The 16,887-nt window shown below is 62.9% G+C and carries 17 protein-coding genes; 3 read left to right on the top strand and 14 right to left on the bottom strand.

What is annotated here, in order from left to right:
* Nucleotides 1-6: 6 nt before the first annotated feature.
* The 4 genes from phnE to KHO53_RS14840 are packed head-to-tail and all read right to left on the bottom strand — an operon-like array spanning nt 7 to nt 3,234.
* Nucleotides 7-774, bottom strand: coding sequence for a phosphonate ABC transporter, permease protein PhnE (gene phnE / locus KHO53_RS14855; protein WP_010223495.1), 768 nt, complete (start codon nt 772-774; stop codon nt 7-9).
* Entirely contained in the window at nt 771-1,598 is an 828-nt protein-coding gene (locus KHO53_RS14850) for a PhnE/PtxC family ABC transporter permease (protein ID WP_213570449.1), read from the bottom strand. The genes phnE and KHO53_RS14850 overlap by 4 nt, the downstream gene beginning before the upstream one ends.
* Nucleotides 1,592-2,386, bottom strand: coding sequence for a phosphonate ABC transporter ATP-binding protein (locus KHO53_RS14845; protein ID WP_010223497.1), 795 nt, complete (start codon nt 2,384-2,386; stop codon nt 1,592-1,594). Before KHO53_RS14845 ends, KHO53_RS14850 begins: the two co-directional genes overlap by 7 nt.
* Nucleotides 2,383-3,234 carry a putative selenate ABC transporter substrate-binding protein gene (locus KHO53_RS14840; protein ID WP_010223498.1) on the bottom strand — a complete coding sequence of 284 codons (852 nt, stop codon included), beginning with the start codon at nt 3,232-3,234 and terminating at the stop codon, nt 2,383-2,385. The genes KHO53_RS14845 and KHO53_RS14840 overlap by 4 nt, the downstream gene beginning before the upstream one ends.
* A gap of 122 nt (nt 3,235-3,356) precedes the next feature.
* On the opposite strand from KHO53_RS14840, the gene selD reads away from it, so the two are divergent.
* Nucleotides 3,357-4,391 carry a selenide, water dikinase SelD gene (selD, locus tag KHO53_RS14835; protein ID WP_010223499.1) on the top strand — a complete coding sequence of 345 codons (1,035 nt, stop codon included), beginning with the start codon at nt 3,357-3,359 and terminating at the stop codon, nt 4,389-4,391.
* Nucleotides 4,391-5,494, top strand: a complete 1,104-nt coding sequence (mnmH, locus tag KHO53_RS14830) for a tRNA 2-selenouridine(34) synthase MnmH (protein WP_010223500.1) — start codon at nt 4,391-4,393, stop codon at nt 5,492-5,494. Before selD ends, mnmH begins: the two co-directional genes overlap by 1 nt.
* A gap of 2 nt (nt 5,495-5,496) precedes the next feature.
* Here the strand turns inward: mnmH and KHO53_RS14825 are convergent, their stop codons facing one another.
* The 6 genes from KHO53_RS14825 to alaC form a co-directional block, all read right to left on the bottom strand.
* Nucleotides 5,497-5,880 carry a lysozyme inhibitor LprI family protein gene (locus KHO53_RS14825; RefSeq protein WP_213570448.1) on the bottom strand — a complete coding sequence of 128 codons (384 nt, stop codon included), beginning with the start codon at nt 5,878-5,880 and terminating at the stop codon, nt 5,497-5,499.
* 48 nt (nt 5,881-5,928) lie between these two features.
* Nucleotides 5,929-6,480, bottom strand: coding sequence for a hypothetical protein (locus KHO53_RS14820; protein ID WP_036993889.1), 552 nt, complete (start codon nt 6,478-6,480; stop codon nt 5,929-5,931).
* Complete coding sequence (locus KHO53_RS14815) at nt 6,480-7,007, bottom strand: hypothetical protein (protein WP_145997583.1); 528 nt, start codon at nt 7,005-7,007, stop codon at nt 6,480-6,482. The genes KHO53_RS14820 and KHO53_RS14815 overlap by 1 nt, the downstream gene beginning before the upstream one ends.
* A 69-nt stretch (nt 7,008-7,076) precedes the next feature.
* Nucleotides 7,077-7,646: a GNAT family N-acetyltransferase gene (locus KHO53_RS14810; protein ID WP_159388122.1), complete on the bottom strand. Its 570-nt coding sequence runs from the start codon at nt 7,644-7,646 to the stop codon at nt 7,077-7,079.
* Between the two features lie 54 nt (nt 7,647-7,700).
* Complete coding sequence (locus KHO53_RS14805) at nt 7,701-8,075, bottom strand: YkgJ family cysteine cluster protein (protein WP_010223505.1); 375 nt, start codon at nt 8,073-8,075, stop codon at nt 7,701-7,703.
* A gap of 180 nt (nt 8,076-8,255) precedes the next feature.
* Entirely contained in the window at nt 8,256-9,476 is a 1,221-nt protein-coding gene (alaC, locus tag KHO53_RS14800) for an alanine transaminase (RefSeq protein WP_010223506.1), read from the bottom strand.
* Nucleotides 9,477-9,687: 211 nt separating this feature from the next.
* On the opposite strand from alaC, the gene KHO53_RS14795 reads away from it, so the two are divergent.
* Nucleotides 9,688-11,874, top strand: a complete 2,187-nt coding sequence (locus KHO53_RS14795) for a TonB-dependent siderophore receptor (RefSeq protein ID WP_283772001.1) — start codon at nt 9,688-9,690, stop codon at nt 11,872-11,874.
* A gap of 8 nt (nt 11,875-11,882) precedes the next feature.
* On the opposite strand, the gene KHO53_RS14790 is transcribed toward KHO53_RS14795, so the two are convergent.
* The 4 genes from KHO53_RS14790 to KHO53_RS14775 form a co-directional block, all read right to left on the bottom strand.
* Entirely contained in the window at nt 11,883-13,016 is a 1,134-nt protein-coding gene (locus tag KHO53_RS14790; protein WP_010223508.1) for a hypothetical protein, read from the bottom strand.
* A 109-nt stretch (nt 13,017-13,125) separates the two neighbouring features.
* The gene (locus tag KHO53_RS14785; RefSeq protein WP_010223509.1) at nt 13,126-14,886 is read right to left on the bottom strand and encodes an isocyanide synthase family protein; all 1,761 of its coding nucleotides are present in this window, start codon (nt 14,884-14,886) and stop codon (nt 13,126-13,128) included.
* A 27-nt stretch (nt 14,887-14,913) separates the two neighbouring features.
* Nucleotides 14,914-15,618: an HAD family hydrolase gene (locus KHO53_RS14780; protein ID WP_036993883.1), complete on the bottom strand. Its 705-nt coding sequence runs from the start codon at nt 15,616-15,618 to the stop codon at nt 14,914-14,916.
* Nucleotides 15,618-16,613, bottom strand: a complete 996-nt coding sequence (locus tag KHO53_RS14775) for an isocyanide synthase family protein (RefSeq protein WP_010223511.1) — start codon at nt 16,611-16,613, stop codon at nt 15,618-15,620. The genes KHO53_RS14780 and KHO53_RS14775 overlap by 1 nt, the downstream gene beginning before the upstream one ends.
* Between the last annotated feature and the right edge of the window lie 274 nt (nt 16,614-16,887).

The raw sequence follows: 16,887 nt of genomic DNA, 5'->3' as shown, positions 1-16,887 counted from the left end.
GACTGATCAAGCCCGCACAAACCGCTGCCTGAGCACGTCACTCAAGGCATCCACCAGCAACACCAGCACCAGCATGGCGATGATCACCGTGCTGGCCTGGGCTTCCTGGAACAGGCTCAGGGTGGTGTAGAGCATCTGCCCCAGGCCACCGGCACCAACAAAACCCAGTACGCTGGCCATGCGGATGTTGTTCTCCCAGCGGTACAGGCTGTAGGCCAGCAACTGCGGCCAGAGGTTGGGCAAGGTGCCGAAGCAGAACGCCGTGACCTGGCTGCCGCCTTGCAGGCGAATGGCCGCAGCCGGTTCTGGCGGGGTGTTTTCCAGCGCTTCGGCGAACAGGCGGCCGAGTACGCCTGAGGTATGCAAGGCCAAGGCCAGCGTGCCGGCATTCGGTCCAAGGCCCGCGGCCAGGACGGTCAAGGCCGCCCACACCAGCTCCGGAATCGCCCGCAATGCGTTGAGCAGCAGGCGCGCTACGCCTTGCAACGGCCAGCCAAAACGCCCGGCTGCCGGCAAGGCCAGCAACAGGCCGAGCACCACCGCAAGCAAGGTACCCAGCCCTGACATGGCCAGGGTTTCCAGTGCGCCTTTGCCAACCGCCCGCAGGTGATCGGGGCTCAGGTCGGGGCTGAGGAATCGCAGCGCGTAAGCACCCATCTGCCCTAACCCGCCATCGCCAAACAGCGCCTGCAGATCAAGACTCAAATAAGCGAACGAAGCTGCCACCGCCGCCAACAGCGCCAGCACCAGCGCCGTGTTGACCAACGCTCTCATGCCAACCTCCCGCGCAGCAGGCGACTGAGCTGGTCGGCCAGCCATACCAGCAGCAGAAACGTCAGCAGCATGCTTGCTACCTCGGCGCCTGCGAACATGCGCATGGACAGGTCGATCTGCTGGCCCAACCCGCCCGCGCCGACAAAGCCCATCACCACCGAGGCACGGATCGCGCATTCCCAGCGGTACACCGTGTAGGACACCAGCTCCGCCGCCGCAGCGGGCAGGATGCCGTAAAAAAACGCGCTCAAGCGGCTGCTGCCGGCCTGCAACAGGGCATGGGCCGGGCGCTGGTCGACCGATTCGAAGATCTCCGCGTAGACCTTGCCAAGCATGCCGCTGTAGGTAATGGCGATGGCCAGCACCCCGGCGGTCGGGCCCAGGCCGACCGCGCGGACGAACAACAGCGCCCAGACGATCTCCGGCACGCTACGCAGGAAGATCAACAAGGCGCGCACCGGCAGACGCAAGGTGCGCGACCAGAAGCCCAGGCGCCCGCCCCGTGAGGCAGCGCGCAACGACAGCGCCCGGCTGGCCAGCAGGCTGGCCGGGATCGCCAGCAGCAAGGCCAGGGTCATGCCGGCAGTAGCCACTGCCAGGGTCTGCAAGGTGGCATCCAAAAGCAGCCGAAGGAAGTCAGGCTCATGGGCCGGCGGCCAGAAGGCGCTGAGGAAAGTGGCCATCTCCCGGCGGTTGTCGGCCTGCAGCAATACGCCGGGGTTCAGTTCGCTGAGGCGGATGGCTGGCCACAACAGGGCAATCGCCAGCAGCGCCAGCAGCACCCTGGGCAGTGCCGCCGGGTCGCGGCTATCGGCCTTCAGCATCGGGGAATCTGCAGGTTCAACGCTGGCAGCGGTAGCGGCGGCGACACCAGATGTTCGTTGGCATACAAGCCATCGAGCATGTCGCTGGAGACCTCGCTCGCCGGGCGATCAAAGACGATCCGCCCTTCTCGAACACCAATCACCCGCGGGAAATGCGCCAGCGCCAGCTCTACCGCATGCAGGCTGGCGATCAGGGTCACGCCGCGCTCATTGGCATGCTGGTTGAGGGTTTTCAGGCTGTGTTCGGCCAGCACCGGGTCCATGGCCGAAACCGGCTCGTCAGCCAGCAGAATCTGTGGTTGCTGATACAGTGCCCGGGCAATGCCGACCCGCTGCAACTGGCCACCGGACAGCTGCCCGCACTGGACAAAAATCTTCTCGGCCATGCCCAGGCTCGTCAGCACTTCGCGTACACCCGGAACGTCCGCCGGGTGCAGCAGATTGAGCAGCCCGCGCAAGGTGCTCCACTGCCCCAGGCGCCCGGCCAGCACCGCCGTCACCACCCGCTGGCGCGGTGGCAGCGGCGGCGCCTGATGGATCAGGCCGATGCGCGCGCGCAGGCGCTGACGCGCCCCGGCCGACAAGCGCCAGGGCGCCACATCGAGCAGCTCGACGGCGCCGGTACTGGGGGCCAGGGCAGTGCCCAGCAACTGCAACAGGCTCGACTTGCCCGCCCCCGAAGGGCCGATGATCGCCACCCGCTCGCCGGCGCCAATCTGCAGGTCAATGCCGTGCAGGGCCTGGACCTGGCCATGGCGCAGGCTGGCGCCGGTCAAACGGATGGTCATTTCAGCAGTTCGGCGGCGCGCGCGGCCTCTTCGATGCCCTTGTAGTTGTCCGGGCTGGTTTCGATAAAGCGGCTGGCGGCCTGCAGGTCGAGGATGGCCTTGTCGGCGGGCTTGGCCGGATCGAGGTCGAGGAACGCCTGTTTGATCTTGTCTTTCAGCGCCGGGTCGAGGCTGCCGCGCACGGTCCAGTTGTAATCGAAGTAGCTTGGGGTGGTGGCGAACACCTTCACCTTATTGGTATCGACCTTGCCCGAGGCCACCAGCTTTTCCCAGACGCTGGCGTTGAGTACCCCACCGTCGGCCTTGCCGGCCTGGACCCACGCCGCCGTAGCATCGTGGGCACCGGAATAGGCGACGCGGCTGAAGTAGGTTTCAGGCTTGATGCCATCCTTGAGCATGAAGTAGCGCGGCATCAGGCTGCCCGAGGTGGACGAAATGGAACCGAAGGCAAAGGTCTTGCCCTTCAGATCGGCGAGGCTCTTCACATCCGGGTTGGCGGTGATGAATTTGCTGGTGAACTTGGCGTCCTGTTCACGCTGTACCAAAGGCGTGGCTGTCGGATCCTTGAGGTGCACCTGCACGAAAGTGAAACCGCCCAGCCAGGCCATATCCAGCTTGTTGGCGACCAGCGACTCGACCACCGCCGGGTAGTCTGCCACCGGCACGAACTCGACTTTCATCCCCAGCTTCTGCTCCAGATACTCACCCAACGGCTTGAACTTGCGCAGCAGTTCGGTGGGCGCTTCGTCAGGGATCGCGCTGACCCGCAGGGTATCGGCCGCCTGGGCCAGGTAAGACGTGCAGGACAATAGCAGACCGGCAAACAGCGCCAGGGGACGTTTGAGCATGGGGATTCTCCGGTTCAATAGCGGGGAAAGGGCCGGTACGGGCCACCCCGGAAATTATAAGAGGCATCGGCGCAAAGGCCAGCTTTGCTACACTCGGGCCTTGACGATTTTTCGAGGTGCGTATGAGCGAAACGATTCGCCTGACCCAGTACAGCCACGGTGCCGGTTGTGGCTGCAAGATCTCTCCGAAGATGCTCGAGGTGATTCTCGCCGAAAGCGGTACCCAGGCGCTGGACCCGAAACTCTGGGTCGGCAACGCTTCGCGCGATGACGCGGCAGTTTACGCCCTCGATGACGAACGCGGTGTGGTTTCGACCACCGACTTCTTCATGCCGATCGTCGATGACCCTTATGACTTCGGCCGCATTGCCGCCACCAACGCCATCAGCGATATCTACGCCATGGGCGGCGACCCGCTGATGGCCATCGCCATTCTCGGCTGGCCGGTCAATGTGCTGGCCCCGGAAGTGGCCCGTGAAGTGATCCGCGGCGGCCGTGCCGTGTGCGCAGAGGCCGGCATTCCCCTGGCTGGCGGCCACTCCATCGACGCCCCCGAGCCGATCTTTGGCCTGGCGGTAACCGGCGTGGTGCAAAAGCGTCACATGAAGCGTAACGACACCGCCACGGCAGGTTGCCGTCTGTACCTGACCAAACCCTTGGGTATCGGCATCCTCACCACCGCCGAGAAAAAGGCCAAGCTGCGCGATCAGGACAAGGGCCTGGCCCGCGACTGGATGTGCACCCTGAACACTCCCGGCAGCCGCTTCGGCAAGCTGGCCGCGGTCAAGGCCATGACCGACGTCACCGGCTTCGGCCTGCTTGGCCACCTGGTGGAGTTGGCCGACGGCAGCGGCCTGAGCGCACGCCTGAACTACAACGCGGTGCCCCGCCTGCCGAGCGTCGAGCATTACCTGGCCGAAGGCTGCGTGCCCGGCGGAACCCTGCGCAACTTCGACAGCTACGGCGACAAGATCGCGCCCCTGAGCGATGAGCAGAAGCACCTGCTGTGCGATCCACAAACCAGCGGCGGGCTGCTGGTGGCGGTGACCCCGGAAGGTGAAACGGAGTTTCTCGCCGTCGCCGCCGAACTGGGCCTGAACCTGGCGCCGATCGGCGAGCTGGTGGAGCGACAGAGCCATGCGGTTGAGGTGCTTTGATGCGTGACAACTGCACCGACTACCGCCAGCTGTTTCTCAACGATGTAGCCATGATGGACCTGCGCGCCCCGGTCGAATTCACCAAGGGCGCCTTCCCCAATGTCAGCAACCTGCCGCTGATGAACGACCTTGAGCGGCAAAAGGTCGGCACCTGCTACAAGCAGCAGGGCCAGCAGGCCGCCATCGCCCTCGGCCATCAACTGGTCAGCGGCCAGACCAAGGACCAGCGCATTGCCGCCTGGGCCGCGTTCGCCCGGGCCAACCCAGAAGGTTACCTCTACTGCTTTCGCGGTGGCCTGCGTTCGCAGATCGTCCAGCAGTGGCTCAAGGCTGAAGCCGGCATCGACTATCCGAAAGTGGTCGGCGGTTACAAGGCAATGCGCACGTTCCTGATCGAGACCACCCGGCAGGCCGTGGCGGAGTGCGACTTCGTGCTGATCGGCGGCCTCACCGGTACCGGCAAGACCGAAGTGCTACAACTGCTGGATAACACCATTGACCTGGAAGGCCACGCCAACCACCGCGGTTCCAGCTTTGGCAAGCGCGCCACCGGCCAGCCGGGGCAGATTGACTTCGAGAACGGCCTGGCCATCGATGTGCTGAAGAAACGCGCCCGGGGCATCGAGCAGTTTGTGCTGGAAGATGAGGGCCGCATCGTCGGCAGCTGCACGGTGCCGCTAGAGCTGTACCAGGGCATGCAGGGTTACCCGCTGGTGTGGCTGGAAGACAGCTTTGACAACCGCGTCGAGCGGATTCTCGGCGATTACGTGATCAACCTGTGCGCCGAGTTCGTTGCCCTGCACGGTGATGAAAACGGCTTCAGGCTGTTTGCCGAACGCCTGACCCGGAGCATGGCCAATATCCTCAAACGCCTGGGCGGCGAGCGCTACCAGCGACTGTCGGCGTTGCTCCAGCAAGCGCTACAGGAACAACTGCGCAGTGGCGCGGTGGAGCTGCACCGCGCCTGGATCAGCGGCCTGCTCAGCGAATACTATGACCCGATGTACGCCTACCAGCGCGACAGCAAGGCCCAGCGCATCGAGTTTGCCGGCGATCAGCGCGAAGTGCGCGAGTACCTGCGCGAGCGCGCCGCCCGGCGCTGATCTCAGGGCTGCAGCAATGCCTGCAGTTCGTCTGCCCGGTCCCGGGTGCTGCCGAGGATGCACCCGGCGCCATTGAGCTGGTCGATAGTGCCGCCGGTGAGGCTGTAATACAGGTTGCAGTTGGCGTCGCGGTACTTGATCCAGGCCCGCTGGGCCTCACGCAGCTGGGTTTGCTGAGGGCCTTCGAGAGCGGCCATGGCCTTTTTGTAGGCGCTGTTGAGGCGGCTGTCCTGGCGCTTGATCTCGGCGCCGTTGCAGTTGTTCATGGCCAGGGTGGACTCGGCGGTTTTCATGCAGGCTGTGTAGGCCGGGGCGTACTCGTCCTGGGCCTGGGCTATTGAAGATCCACAGACCAATAGGCCGAGGAGCAAAAATGGGCGGTTCATGCTGCGGACTCCGTCTTGGGTGGGAGCGGGCTGATCGTGGTCGGCATGCTAGATGGCGCCCTTGTCGATCTGGACCGGCGTCGGTGGCTCGATCACTTTCTTTAGCTGAAAGTGCAGGCTCGGCGTCTGGATCGCGTAGACGATGGCAATGTTGAGCACGATTGCCAGGCCGCCATCAAGCCAGTGCCAACCCGGCATCTGCGCACCTTTGACCCCCTGTCGGCACCACCAGGCCTGCGCTACGCAGAAGAAGCCGATCGATAGCAGCCAGACGTAATAACCGGGGCCAAAGCCGGTGACGTCGAGAAAACTGTAGCTGTGATTGTCTGGCAGACGCTCGACTTGCAGCGCGCTGAGCGCCAGGTACAGCGCGCCAAGGCCAAGCACCAGGGCCAGCCAGCGCCAACGCCGGTGCATCAGGATCGCCAGCCCCAGCAACGGGTTGGCAAACCAGCCGTAGATCTGCATGACAATGCCCCAAGGCCCGAGCAGCAGCACCTGCAAAGCATGCAGAGAGCCGTCAGCCGACAGGTAGATGGCTTTGAAGCACAGGCTCAACAGGTACAACGCCAGGGTGATTGCAACGTAGAAACGGGCCATCAGTTGCCTCCGCACTCAATGCACGGTACCTGCTCGGGGACCGACCGAAACGGCACTTTACTCCAGGGCGTGAATGCCAGCGGCACACTGACTACGATGCCAGCGACCAGCACCCAGCCCGGCCAGCCCAGCAGCGGTACCCTGCTGCTACCCGCAGGTTCCTGGCGGTAGCGCCACTGGCCAAGGATGAACAGCGCCATCGCCAGCAACCACACGTAGTAGCCGATCAGCAGCCCCGGACCGTTGGGCGAATCGGGTACCGGGGTCAAGTCGAACCAGCCCAGCGGCACCATCGAGCCACTGAGCAACAGCGCAGCGCACCCCAGGTACAGGGCCACCCGTGGTTGTTTGCGGTGCATCACCAGGGCGGCGAAATACAGCGGATTGGCATACCAGAAGGAGCCGCCCAAGACCCCCAGGGCCAGGGCGTGCATGCCACGCATCACATCGTGCTCACGGGCACAAGCCTCAAGGAACAGGCAGGTCAGGTAGCAGGCGAGGCTGAGGGTCAGGTAGTTCAGGGGCACCAGTAAATCCATTTGGCTGGTCAAAGAGCGCGCGACAATAGCGCAGACTGCGCTGCCGCGCTTGAGTATTCAACCTTCCATTGGCGCCTGATCGAGCAGCAGCCCGTATAGCCCCGAGTCCGACAGCTCACCGGCGACACACCAGCGCTGGCGCAGCAACCCTTCGAGCACAAACCCCTGACGCTCCAGGGTGCGTGCCGAGCCGTGGTTGCGCGGGTCGATTTCGGCCTCCAGGCGCCGCAAGTGCAGGCCGTGAGCCAGGTAGTCAATGAAACAGGTCAGCGCCTCGTCCATGAAACCACGGCCTTGGGCAGCACTGGCCAGGCAGTAGCCGATTTCCCCGCGGCGCGAAGTGGGCTCCAGGTTGAACAATTGGCTCATGCCGATCAGTTCGCTGTTGTCGCGCCGGTAGATGCCCAGCTTCAGCATCTGCCCAGCGGCATAAGCGGCGCGGTCTTCGGCCAATGCCGCCCGTGCCTCGGTCAGCGCTTGCCAGGGACGGTGGTGCCAGTAACGCATGACCTGCGGGTCGGCCATGATGGCAAACCATGCGTCGGCATCCTCGAGCACCATCGGGCGCAGTTGCAAGCGCGGGCTTTCCAGGCACAGGTCAGCGGGAAAACTGTACATGCGGGTCACGCGGGACCTCCTGTCCGATTCATGAACCCGCCAGTGTACCCCTCAAGCCGCGCCTCAGGCGACTTCAGCGCCCTCGTCCGGCCAGATCGGTTCGTTGGCCTCGAGCGGTGGCAACCCATAGGCGGCGCGGGCCGCATCGCAGCTGGGGTTGGCTTCGCCATTGACCCAGGCCGCGTCGAACTCCCGGCACGGGCTGGAGCGTTGTTCATACAAGGTGCAGCTCACACCTTTGCCAATCTCGCCTTCGAGCCCGATGCAGCGACAGGGCTTGCTGTCGGTGCCGATCATCGCCACGCGGCTGGGGCTGATCTGGACCACCAGATCGTCGGGCACGACACCACCCGCCGACGTGCACTCACCCCAGAAGAAAGACACACGGAAATACCCGCAGCAGGCGCCGCAGTTCAAACAAGGATTATGTTCGGACATGATCAGAAGGGGGGAGGTTGATTATCGTTATAGGGAGAAACCCGCCGCCATTCTATGCTTTGCCGGATGTTTGAGAAGGGGGGTATTGCAGAAATAAATCGCCGCTGACGGACGGTTGTTTCGCTGCGGCAATCCCGCTCCCACTGTAGGAGCGGGATTGACCCGCGATGGCCTGTACGCTTACTTCTGGGCCGGCTTGCTGCCCACACCATCAGCCCTGAACATCTGCCGGATGCCGCGCACCGCCTGACGGATGCGGTCCTGGTTCTCGATCAGGGCAAAGCGCACATGGTCGTCACCATAATCACCAAAGCCGATGCCCGGCGACACGCAGACCTTGGCCTCGGCCAGCAGCTTCTTGGAAAACTCCAGCGACCCCAGGTGCGCGTACTCTTCGGGGATTTTCGCCCAGACGTACATCGACGCCTTGGGGTTCTCGACCATCCAGCCCAACTCGTGCAGGCCCTTGACCAGCACGTTGCGACGCTGGCGATACTGCTCGGCGATATCGAGCACACACTGCTGATCGCCTTCCAGCGCGGCAATGGCCGCGACCTGCAGCGGGGTGAAGGTGCCGTAGTCGTGGTAGCTCTTGATGCGTGCCAGGGCGCTGACCAGCTCGGGGTTGCCGACCATGAAGCCGATCCGCCAGCCGGCCATGTTGTAGCTCTTGGACAGGGTGAAGAACTCCACGGCAATGTCCTTGGCCCCCGGCACCTGCATGATCGACGGTGCTTTCCAGCCGTCGTAGACGATGTCGGCGTAGGCCAGGTCGTGGATCACCAGCACGTCGTACTGCTTGGCCAGGGCCACCACCCGTTCGAAGAAGTCCAGCTCGACGCACTGCGCGGTCGGGTTGGAGGGAAAGCCAAGGATCATCATCTTCGGTTTCGGGATGGTTTCGCGGATTGCCCGCTCCAGCTCGTTGAAGAAATCCACCCCCGGAATCAACGGCACCGAACGCACCTGGGCACCGGCTATCACCGCCCCGTAGATGTGAATCGGGTAGCTGGGGTTGGGCACCAGCACGGTGTCGCCATGGTCAAGGGTGGCGAGCATCAGGTGCGCCAGGCCTTCCTTGGAGCCGATGGTGACGATAGCTTCGCTTTCCGGGTCGATCTCGACCTCGTAGCGGTCCTTGTACCAGCGCGAGATCGCCCGGCGCAGGCGTGGGATACCGCGGGAAGTCGAGTAGCCGTGGGTGTCTTCACGCTGGGCGACCTGCACCAGTTTCTCGACGATGTGCGGCGGCGTAGCGCCGTCGGGGTTGCCCATGCTCAGGTCGATGATGTCCTCGCCACGACGGCGCGCGGCCATCTTGAGCTCGGCAGTGATGTTGAAGACGTAGGGGGGGAGACGATCAATGCGCGCAAAGCGGCGCGGCGAACCTTGGTCAGCCATGGCTTCCTCGAAGACGTAAGCGCCCGGAACCGTCCGAGCGACGTTGGCCACTGCGGTGGCCGAGGCAAACCATAGAGCCTTTGCCCGCCGGGTGTCCAGTAACTGCAGAAAAATACCTCGCCAAGCCTTTCTTTTGCATTACAGTCCTGACACCATAATGAGAATCATTTGTATCACATTTATTAATTAGCCAGCATTCAAAGGAACTGCAATGCTTCCCCCCCTCCCCCAGCACCTCCCGTTCACACCGACACTTCTTGCCATCGCGCTATGTGCCGCCAGTGCCGGGCTGCACGCAGCCACGCCAGAAGACGACACTGAACCTGTCGACGTTCATCACCATCATGTGTGGGAACTTGGCGAAACCCGGGTCATCAGTAACCAGCTGGGGACCATCACCGAAGGCAACGGCAGTTACACCCCGGGCACCATCGCCACTGCCACCCGCCTGGTGTTGACCCCCAAGCAGACTCCGCAGTCGATCTCGGTGGTCACCCGCCAGTTCATGGATGACTTCAATCTCAACGCCATCGACGAGGTGATGCGCCATACACCGGGCATCACGGTATCGAGACTGGACAGCGAGCGCACCACCTACTATTCCCGTGGCTATTCGATCCAGAACTACCAGTACGACGGCATTCCCACCCTGGATAACGGCGTCAACGCCGCCGGCAACAACCTCAGCGACACTGCCATCTACGACCGCATCGAGGTGATCAAGGGCGCCAACGGCCTGCTTTCCGGTGCCGGCAAACCTGGTGCAGCGATCAACTTCGTACGCAAGAAACCCACCGCCGACTTCAATGCCCATATCGGCGCCAGCGGTGGCTCCTGGGACAACTACCGCAGCGAGCTCGATGTCTCTGGCGCACTCAACGACAGCGCCAGCGTGCGGGCTCGGGCCGTGGCCGCCTTCCAGGACAAACACTCGTTCCAGGATCACTATGAACGCAAGACCAGCGTCTACTACGGCATTGTCGAAATGGACCTGGATGACGACACCCTGCTGACGTTGGGCGCCGACTACCAGGACAACGACCCCAGGGGCTCCAGTTGGGCGGCCATCCCGATATTCAACAGCGATGGCAACCTGAACAAGGTTTCGCGTTCGTTCAATCCGGGGGCGCAGTGGAGCCGTTGGGAGCAATACACCCGTACCGCATTTGCCAGCCTGGAACGGCACTTTGCCAGCGACTGGGTCGCCAAGTTCGAGCTGAGCCACAAGCTCAACGGTTACCACGCAAGGCTCGGCTCTCTCAGCGGCGGTGCCCCCAACCCTCGCACGGGCAGCGGCAGCGCCCTGTACTCGGGCAAGTTCACCGGCGAAACCAAAACCGACACCGCAGAGCTCTATGCCACCGGCCCTTTCGAGCTGTTCGGGCGCGAGCACGAGTTGGTGGTCGGCACCAGCTATTCGCGGGCCAGGTTCGATGCCAAGGCCTATGACGCGGCGGCGGGTTACAACAACCGGGTCGACAACTTCTACACCTGGAACGGCAACATTGCCGAACCGGACTGGAAGCTGTCGCGCACCGACGACCTGACCACCCGCCAGACTGCCAGCTACATCACTGCGCGTTTCAAGCCCACTGATGATCTGGCACTGATCCTCGGGAGCCGGTTTGCCAACTTCACCCGCTCCGGCGACAGCGATCAGAAGGAAAGCGGACGCGCCGTGCCTTACGCGGGCGTGGTCTACGATCTCAATCCGACCTACGCCGTCTATGCCAGCTACACCAGCATTTTCAACCCGCAGTCCAGCCAGGATCGCTTTGGCAAGACCCTGGAGCCCAACGAGGGCGACAACTATGAAGTCGGTCTGAAGGGCGAATGGTTCGACGGGCGCCTCAATGCCAGCCTGGCCTACTTCGAGATCCATGAAGACAACCGCGCCGAACAGGACCGCAGCGGGCAACCGTCACAGGTTCTGAGCCCCTATGTGGCGACCAAGGCCAAGTCCAAAGGCTACGAAGCGGAGATTTCCGGGGAACTGGCCCGCGGCTGGCAGGTGCAGGCCGGTTATACCCACAAGGTCATTCGCGATGACGATGGCGACAAGATCTCTACCTGGGAACCGGAGGACCAGGTCAGCCTGTTCACCAGCTACAAGCTGCCCGGCGAGCTGGAGCGCATGACCGTTGGGGGTGGCGCGCGCTGGCAGGGCAAGTCATGGCAAGCGGTGAACAACCCGGTTCGCGGCCGGGAAGACTACACCCAGGAAGCCTACTGGCTGGTCGACCTGATGACCCGGTATCAGTTCACCGACAGCCTCTCCGGCCAGGTCAACCTGAACAACCTGTTCGACAAGAAGTACTTCACCAACGTCGGCTTCTATAACTCCTACTATTACGGCGACCCACGCAACGTGAGTGTCAGCGCTCGCTACGACTTCTAAGCCATGTCTCAGCGAATTTCCTGGTAGGAAGATGCCTGCCAGGTGATAGGCGCTGCCAACCCGGCAGGCGGCATCAAGGTGCCGCCCTTCACCGCAGAGAAGCCAGCGCCCTGGCTGCCCAGCGAAACAGCCCGCTCGCCCTTCTCCGACTCGGTCAGCACGGTGTAGGAATGCGTGCGCATTGCCTGGTACTTGCTGTCGTCGCGCGCGAGCACCTGGTGATAGGCCTGCAGGTCGCGCTCGCCGAGGTTGAGCATTTTCTGCAGTTTCACTCCCCAACGGGTCAGGCACACTTCAGCAAAATGGCGAACGATCAGGCCCGGCTCGGCCAGCACCTTGCCACCGGCGGCACCATCGGCTGCAGCATTGCCCACCAGAGTGGCATGGCGCCCGGGCATCGGGTAGACATGGCAACGGGTGCTGGCATGGGTCTTGGGGATCACGCAGGAGAAACCTTTGGAGCGTTCGTCGCGGGAGAAGAAGCCAACGTACTGCTTGACGTTTTCGCCCAGTTGCACCCGGTGGTGGTCGAAGTTGCCAATGCCTGGTACCGGATCGATGGCGAAAATATTCACCGCAAGCTTCTTCAACTCACTATCGCCAAGCAGGGCATTGGCCAGCATGTGACAGCTGACGCCGCCTCGGCTCCACCCCACCAGGTTGACCTGGGTGGGGATGATGCCGTCCTTGCGAAATTGCTTGATGATCTGCTCCTGGAGCATTTGCGGCGTAATCTTGCGGTTGCCGTAGTTGTAGGTGCGCCAGAACCAGGAAGCCGTTGCCGTCGAGTTGGGGATTGGGACGCCAGCGGCTTTCAGGCGCTGATACTCCTCCTCACTCAGTTCCGTGCGCTGCCAGTTGCTCTCGCCCTTGATGATCTGCAGTGCATGCTGGACATTTTCCTCCCAGCCTTTGCCAAACAGGGTCTGGTTCCAGTTGTAGTAGCCACCTGGCTCCACGAACAACTCATCGGCCTGCAGGTTGCCACTGCCTGGGCCGTCGACGGCAATCCAGTGGGCATACTCCTTGCCCTGGTCGTTGGAGGCCAGGGTCGAAACCAGCTCGCCATTCCAGAAGTTGGGGTTCTTGTCGTCGAAACGATGAGAGCCGGTGCCACAAAAGTAAACGGTCAAAATGCTCATGTCATGATCCTGTCAGGTTGAGGACCAGCACACGCTATTGCAGCCCGAGCGCCACCGACAGACGGAAAGAAACCCTGACAGCGGGCACCCCGCTGTCAGGGTCAGCGCCTCAGTAGACCTGAACCCGCCAGAGCTCGCGCGAAGCCGAAGCCGGCGACATCGGCAAGCGACCATGCAGGGTCTGGTAGTTGTCGATCAGAACCAGATCGCCCTCGACCCACTCATGGGCGATCAGGCAATCCTCGTCATAGACCAGCGCATTGAGCTGCTCGAGCAAAGCCTGCTGGGCTTGCGCCTCGAACCCGTGCACTTCCTGGCTCAAGGTCTGCAGGGTCGACTCGGTGCCTTCCTGGTAGCGCAAAATACGTTCACCGGTGCGCGGGTGCAGGTCCACCAGGCTGTAGCTACGCGGCGAGCCACCGAAGTAGGTCATGCGCGTGTAATAGGTAATGTCCACTGCCTGCCATTGCCGGGCTACCTGGCTGCCGACCTTGCGCAGGGCATTGCGGCTGTCGACGATGGTGGTCTGGCCTTCACCCGGCTGCGGCGCGGTCTTGCAATAGAGCATGAACTTGCTCGCGCAGAACTTCGGATCACGCTGCACCTGGGCATCGCTGGCCGGCAGCATGTTCAGGTCCCAATGCAGTGGCGTCTTCTCCAGCGAGTGCACCACGCCCTCGGGCTTGTCCGCCGGCTTGACCACATGCACCTTGCCGAAGGCCCATTGGTAGATGGTGCCGAAACGTTCGCAATCGCGGGCGAAGCTGTCGCGGTCTTCGAAGGTGCAGCCGCGCAGGCAGACAAAACCGAAGGTTTCCACCAAGGCTTCGAGCAATTGCGTCGAGAAACGCTCAAAGCCCAGGCCCAAGGGGGCGCGTACCAGCAAGCCGAACAACGGGCGCTTCTGGAGCTCGAATTCAAAGCCCTGCAGCGCCTCGCCGGTGGTTTCGTGGTACAGCCAGGGGCGCCCCTGGTACTGCACCAGCAGGTGCCGGTCGATATCCACTTCAGCCCGGGTGCGCAGCGTTTGGCTGCCATCCAGATGACGCACCGGCACCGCATGCCAGGGGCTGGAAACCCGTGTCAGGCCATCAGCCAAGGCCAGGGTGAACTTCGGCCCGGCATTGTCGTACTGATGCACCGACAGACGAATGTCGTCCGGGAAGAAGCGATTGACCGCGGCATTCAGCGCTTGCCCGCGGAACATCATCTGATAGGCCTTGTAGCCGATCTGCAGCAGGTGCTCGTCTTCGCTCTGCCCCGCTTCGCGGCACAGGCGCAGGTCGTTGTAGAGGTGGCTGCAGAGCTTGTCGTGGGCATGACTGAGGGTCTCGTCATGGCGACTCTGCGCGATCAGCGCCTCGACGTTCTTCCACGGCAGCCGGGCCTGCTTGACCAGCGTGGCGCGCACGGCATCGGCGCTGCTGGCCTGGGGGAACAGGTCTTCCATGCTTACCCAGTTGATCGTGTGGGTGGTGCACAACTCGCGCAATGCCTGGTTGTAGGCTTTGCGCACGTCGTCGGGCACGCCGACGATATCGTTGAAGGTCGTGCCGTCACTCAGGATCGATACCACGCAACCTGGCGCGTACAGCGCCGCGATCTCCTGGCCCAGTTGGTCCAGACGCTCGATGGCCATGGCTTCGCCGTAATCTGGCAGCACACCGAACGTCTGGTCGCGGGCATTCGGCGACTTGCACGGGAAGCCCGGCAACACCAGGCGTACCGGCGCCTGTTGATCGTAGAAGTGGGCAAGGCTGGTGGCCAGGCTGGCCCGACCTGCCCTGTCGAACCGATCGTCGTTGTCCTTGAGCAGATAACCTGCCAGCACATCGCTGACCGCCTTGATCCAGGTGTCCTTGTGTTGCATGACCTTTCTTCCTTGAGAGGTGGTGTATCAGAGCGGGCTGGCAATAGCGCCAGCCACGCAGGTTGGGTTGGCCCGCTGCACGGCATGCAGCAGGTCTGCCGGTTGATCGCAGTACAGGTCCGCCGTCTGTGCTTGCAAGGCATAGGCCCGACCGTAGCCCCAGGTCACGCCAGCGGCGTGCATGCCGGCTGCGCGTGCGGTCATCAGGTCGATGACGGTATCGCCGACGAACAGGCAGCGGGAGGGTTCCACCGCCAGATGCCGGGCCGCTTCCAGGGCAGCATCCGGCTGGGGTTTGAGCGGGTGGCCACGGCGCTGGCCAAGAACGATTTCGAAGGTGTTTGAGGGGAACAGCTGCCCAGCCACCTGCAACGCCATGTCGTGGGCCTTGTTGGTGACGATGGCCATCGGCAATTGCAATTGGCGACAGCCCTCGAGCATTTCCAGCACGCCCTCGAACGGTCGCGAGAACTGCACCAGGTGCTGCTGGTAGCAGGCGATGTAATGGGTATGCAGGGCCTTGTCATCGGCAATGCCCAGGCGCGCGGCGACACGCTCGAGCATCGCCCCGGTTCCACCGCCGACATAGGCGCTGATGGTCTCCCGTGGCAGCGGCTGATAGCCCTGATCCTGCAGCACCCGGTTCAGGCACCAGACGATGTCCGGCAAGGTATCGACCAAGGTACCGTCGAGGTCGAAAATCACGGCATCTGCCGTCAATGCTGGAAGCATCATTGCGCACTGGCGTAGTGGCAGGGGCGGCCCTGGCGGAACACCAGGCGGCTGTAGCGCTCGTCGATATTGCTGCGCTTGTCGAGCATCACCACCCCGCGGCGCTTGATCGCTACCGAGTGCCAGGGCGTACGCCACAGGTCGCTGGTGGGCACCAGGCGGATGCCGATCTTCTGTGACACGGCCAACTGCGGGTGAATCGACAACCGCAGGCACTGTGGGTAGCGCGCCTGCAACAGCGCGCTCCAGGCTTCGCTGCGCTGGATCACCCGTTGCGACGCCGGCTTGGCGATCTTCTTCACGGCGTTGAGGCTCATGCCGGCGAACTCGGCAAGCCCCGAGTAATCCTCGGACAGAAAACGGTGAATGCCGCAGTACATCAGCATCATGTGTGGCTCATCCTGAAAGCGCTGGCCCAGTGCGATCAGCGACTGGCCATACTCGATCATCAGCTCCTCGCGCATGGAGTCCAGGCAGCCCAGTTGTGGGTAGGCATCCTTGAGATCGAACAAGGCGAAGCTGTGCGGATAATGCTGCTCGGCGTAACGCTGGATTTCGTCGGTGTAAGCCTTGACGTGGGCATCGGGCACACGCACCAGGTCGGAAAACACGTAGCCGTCGGAACAAATGTGAATCAACGCGCCCGGCGCATACAGCGCCTGGATTTCAGCGCACAGGTGCTGCAGTTCGTCGATGGCGTGACGCTCGGCAAGGTCCGGTAGGTGGCTGAGGGTTTTCTGCCGGTTCGGCGACTTGCCCGGGAAGGCTGGCAGGACCATTTCGATGCGCTGGCCGGCTTCGATCGCGCTGAGGACTTTATCCAGATGCGGCTCGAGCACTTCAGCCGACAACTCGTCGTCCTGACCCGGTGCCAGGCTGCGGCGGCGGAACAGGCAGTCGAGTACCTGCAAGGCGGTATCGAGGTGCGCAGAGGTATGGCGTTCGCGCAGCAGCGCGAGGCACGCCCGTTGAGCAACGGCGTTTGGCTCGGTCATGGACAATCCCTTGTGTGGTCAATCACGGCCAGCATCCTCTGGCCATACGCAGATACTCCTTACCCGCGCCGCGCTAAAATCCGGCAAACCCCGGGTACTTGTCAACAGCAGATTCGGTCGTTGTGGCGTTCACTATCGATCGCGGGACAAGCCCGCTCCTACAGGGTTGATGCAATTCCTGTGGGAGCGGGCTTGACCCGCGATGAGCCCACCGGCACAAACAAAAACGCCCCAGGCTCTGCAGCCTGGGGCGTTTTTGTTACACGCGGATGAA

Origin of the sequence: Pseudomonas sp. RC2C2, from assembly GCF_018390435.1 — a bacterium.
Taxonomy (GTDB): Bacteria; Pseudomonadota; Gammaproteobacteria; order Pseudomonadales; family Pseudomonadaceae; genus Aquipseudomonas; species Aquipseudomonas donghuensis.
Note: the sequence above shows the minus strand (reverse complement) of the source record. Positions and strands in the feature narration are given on the sequence as shown.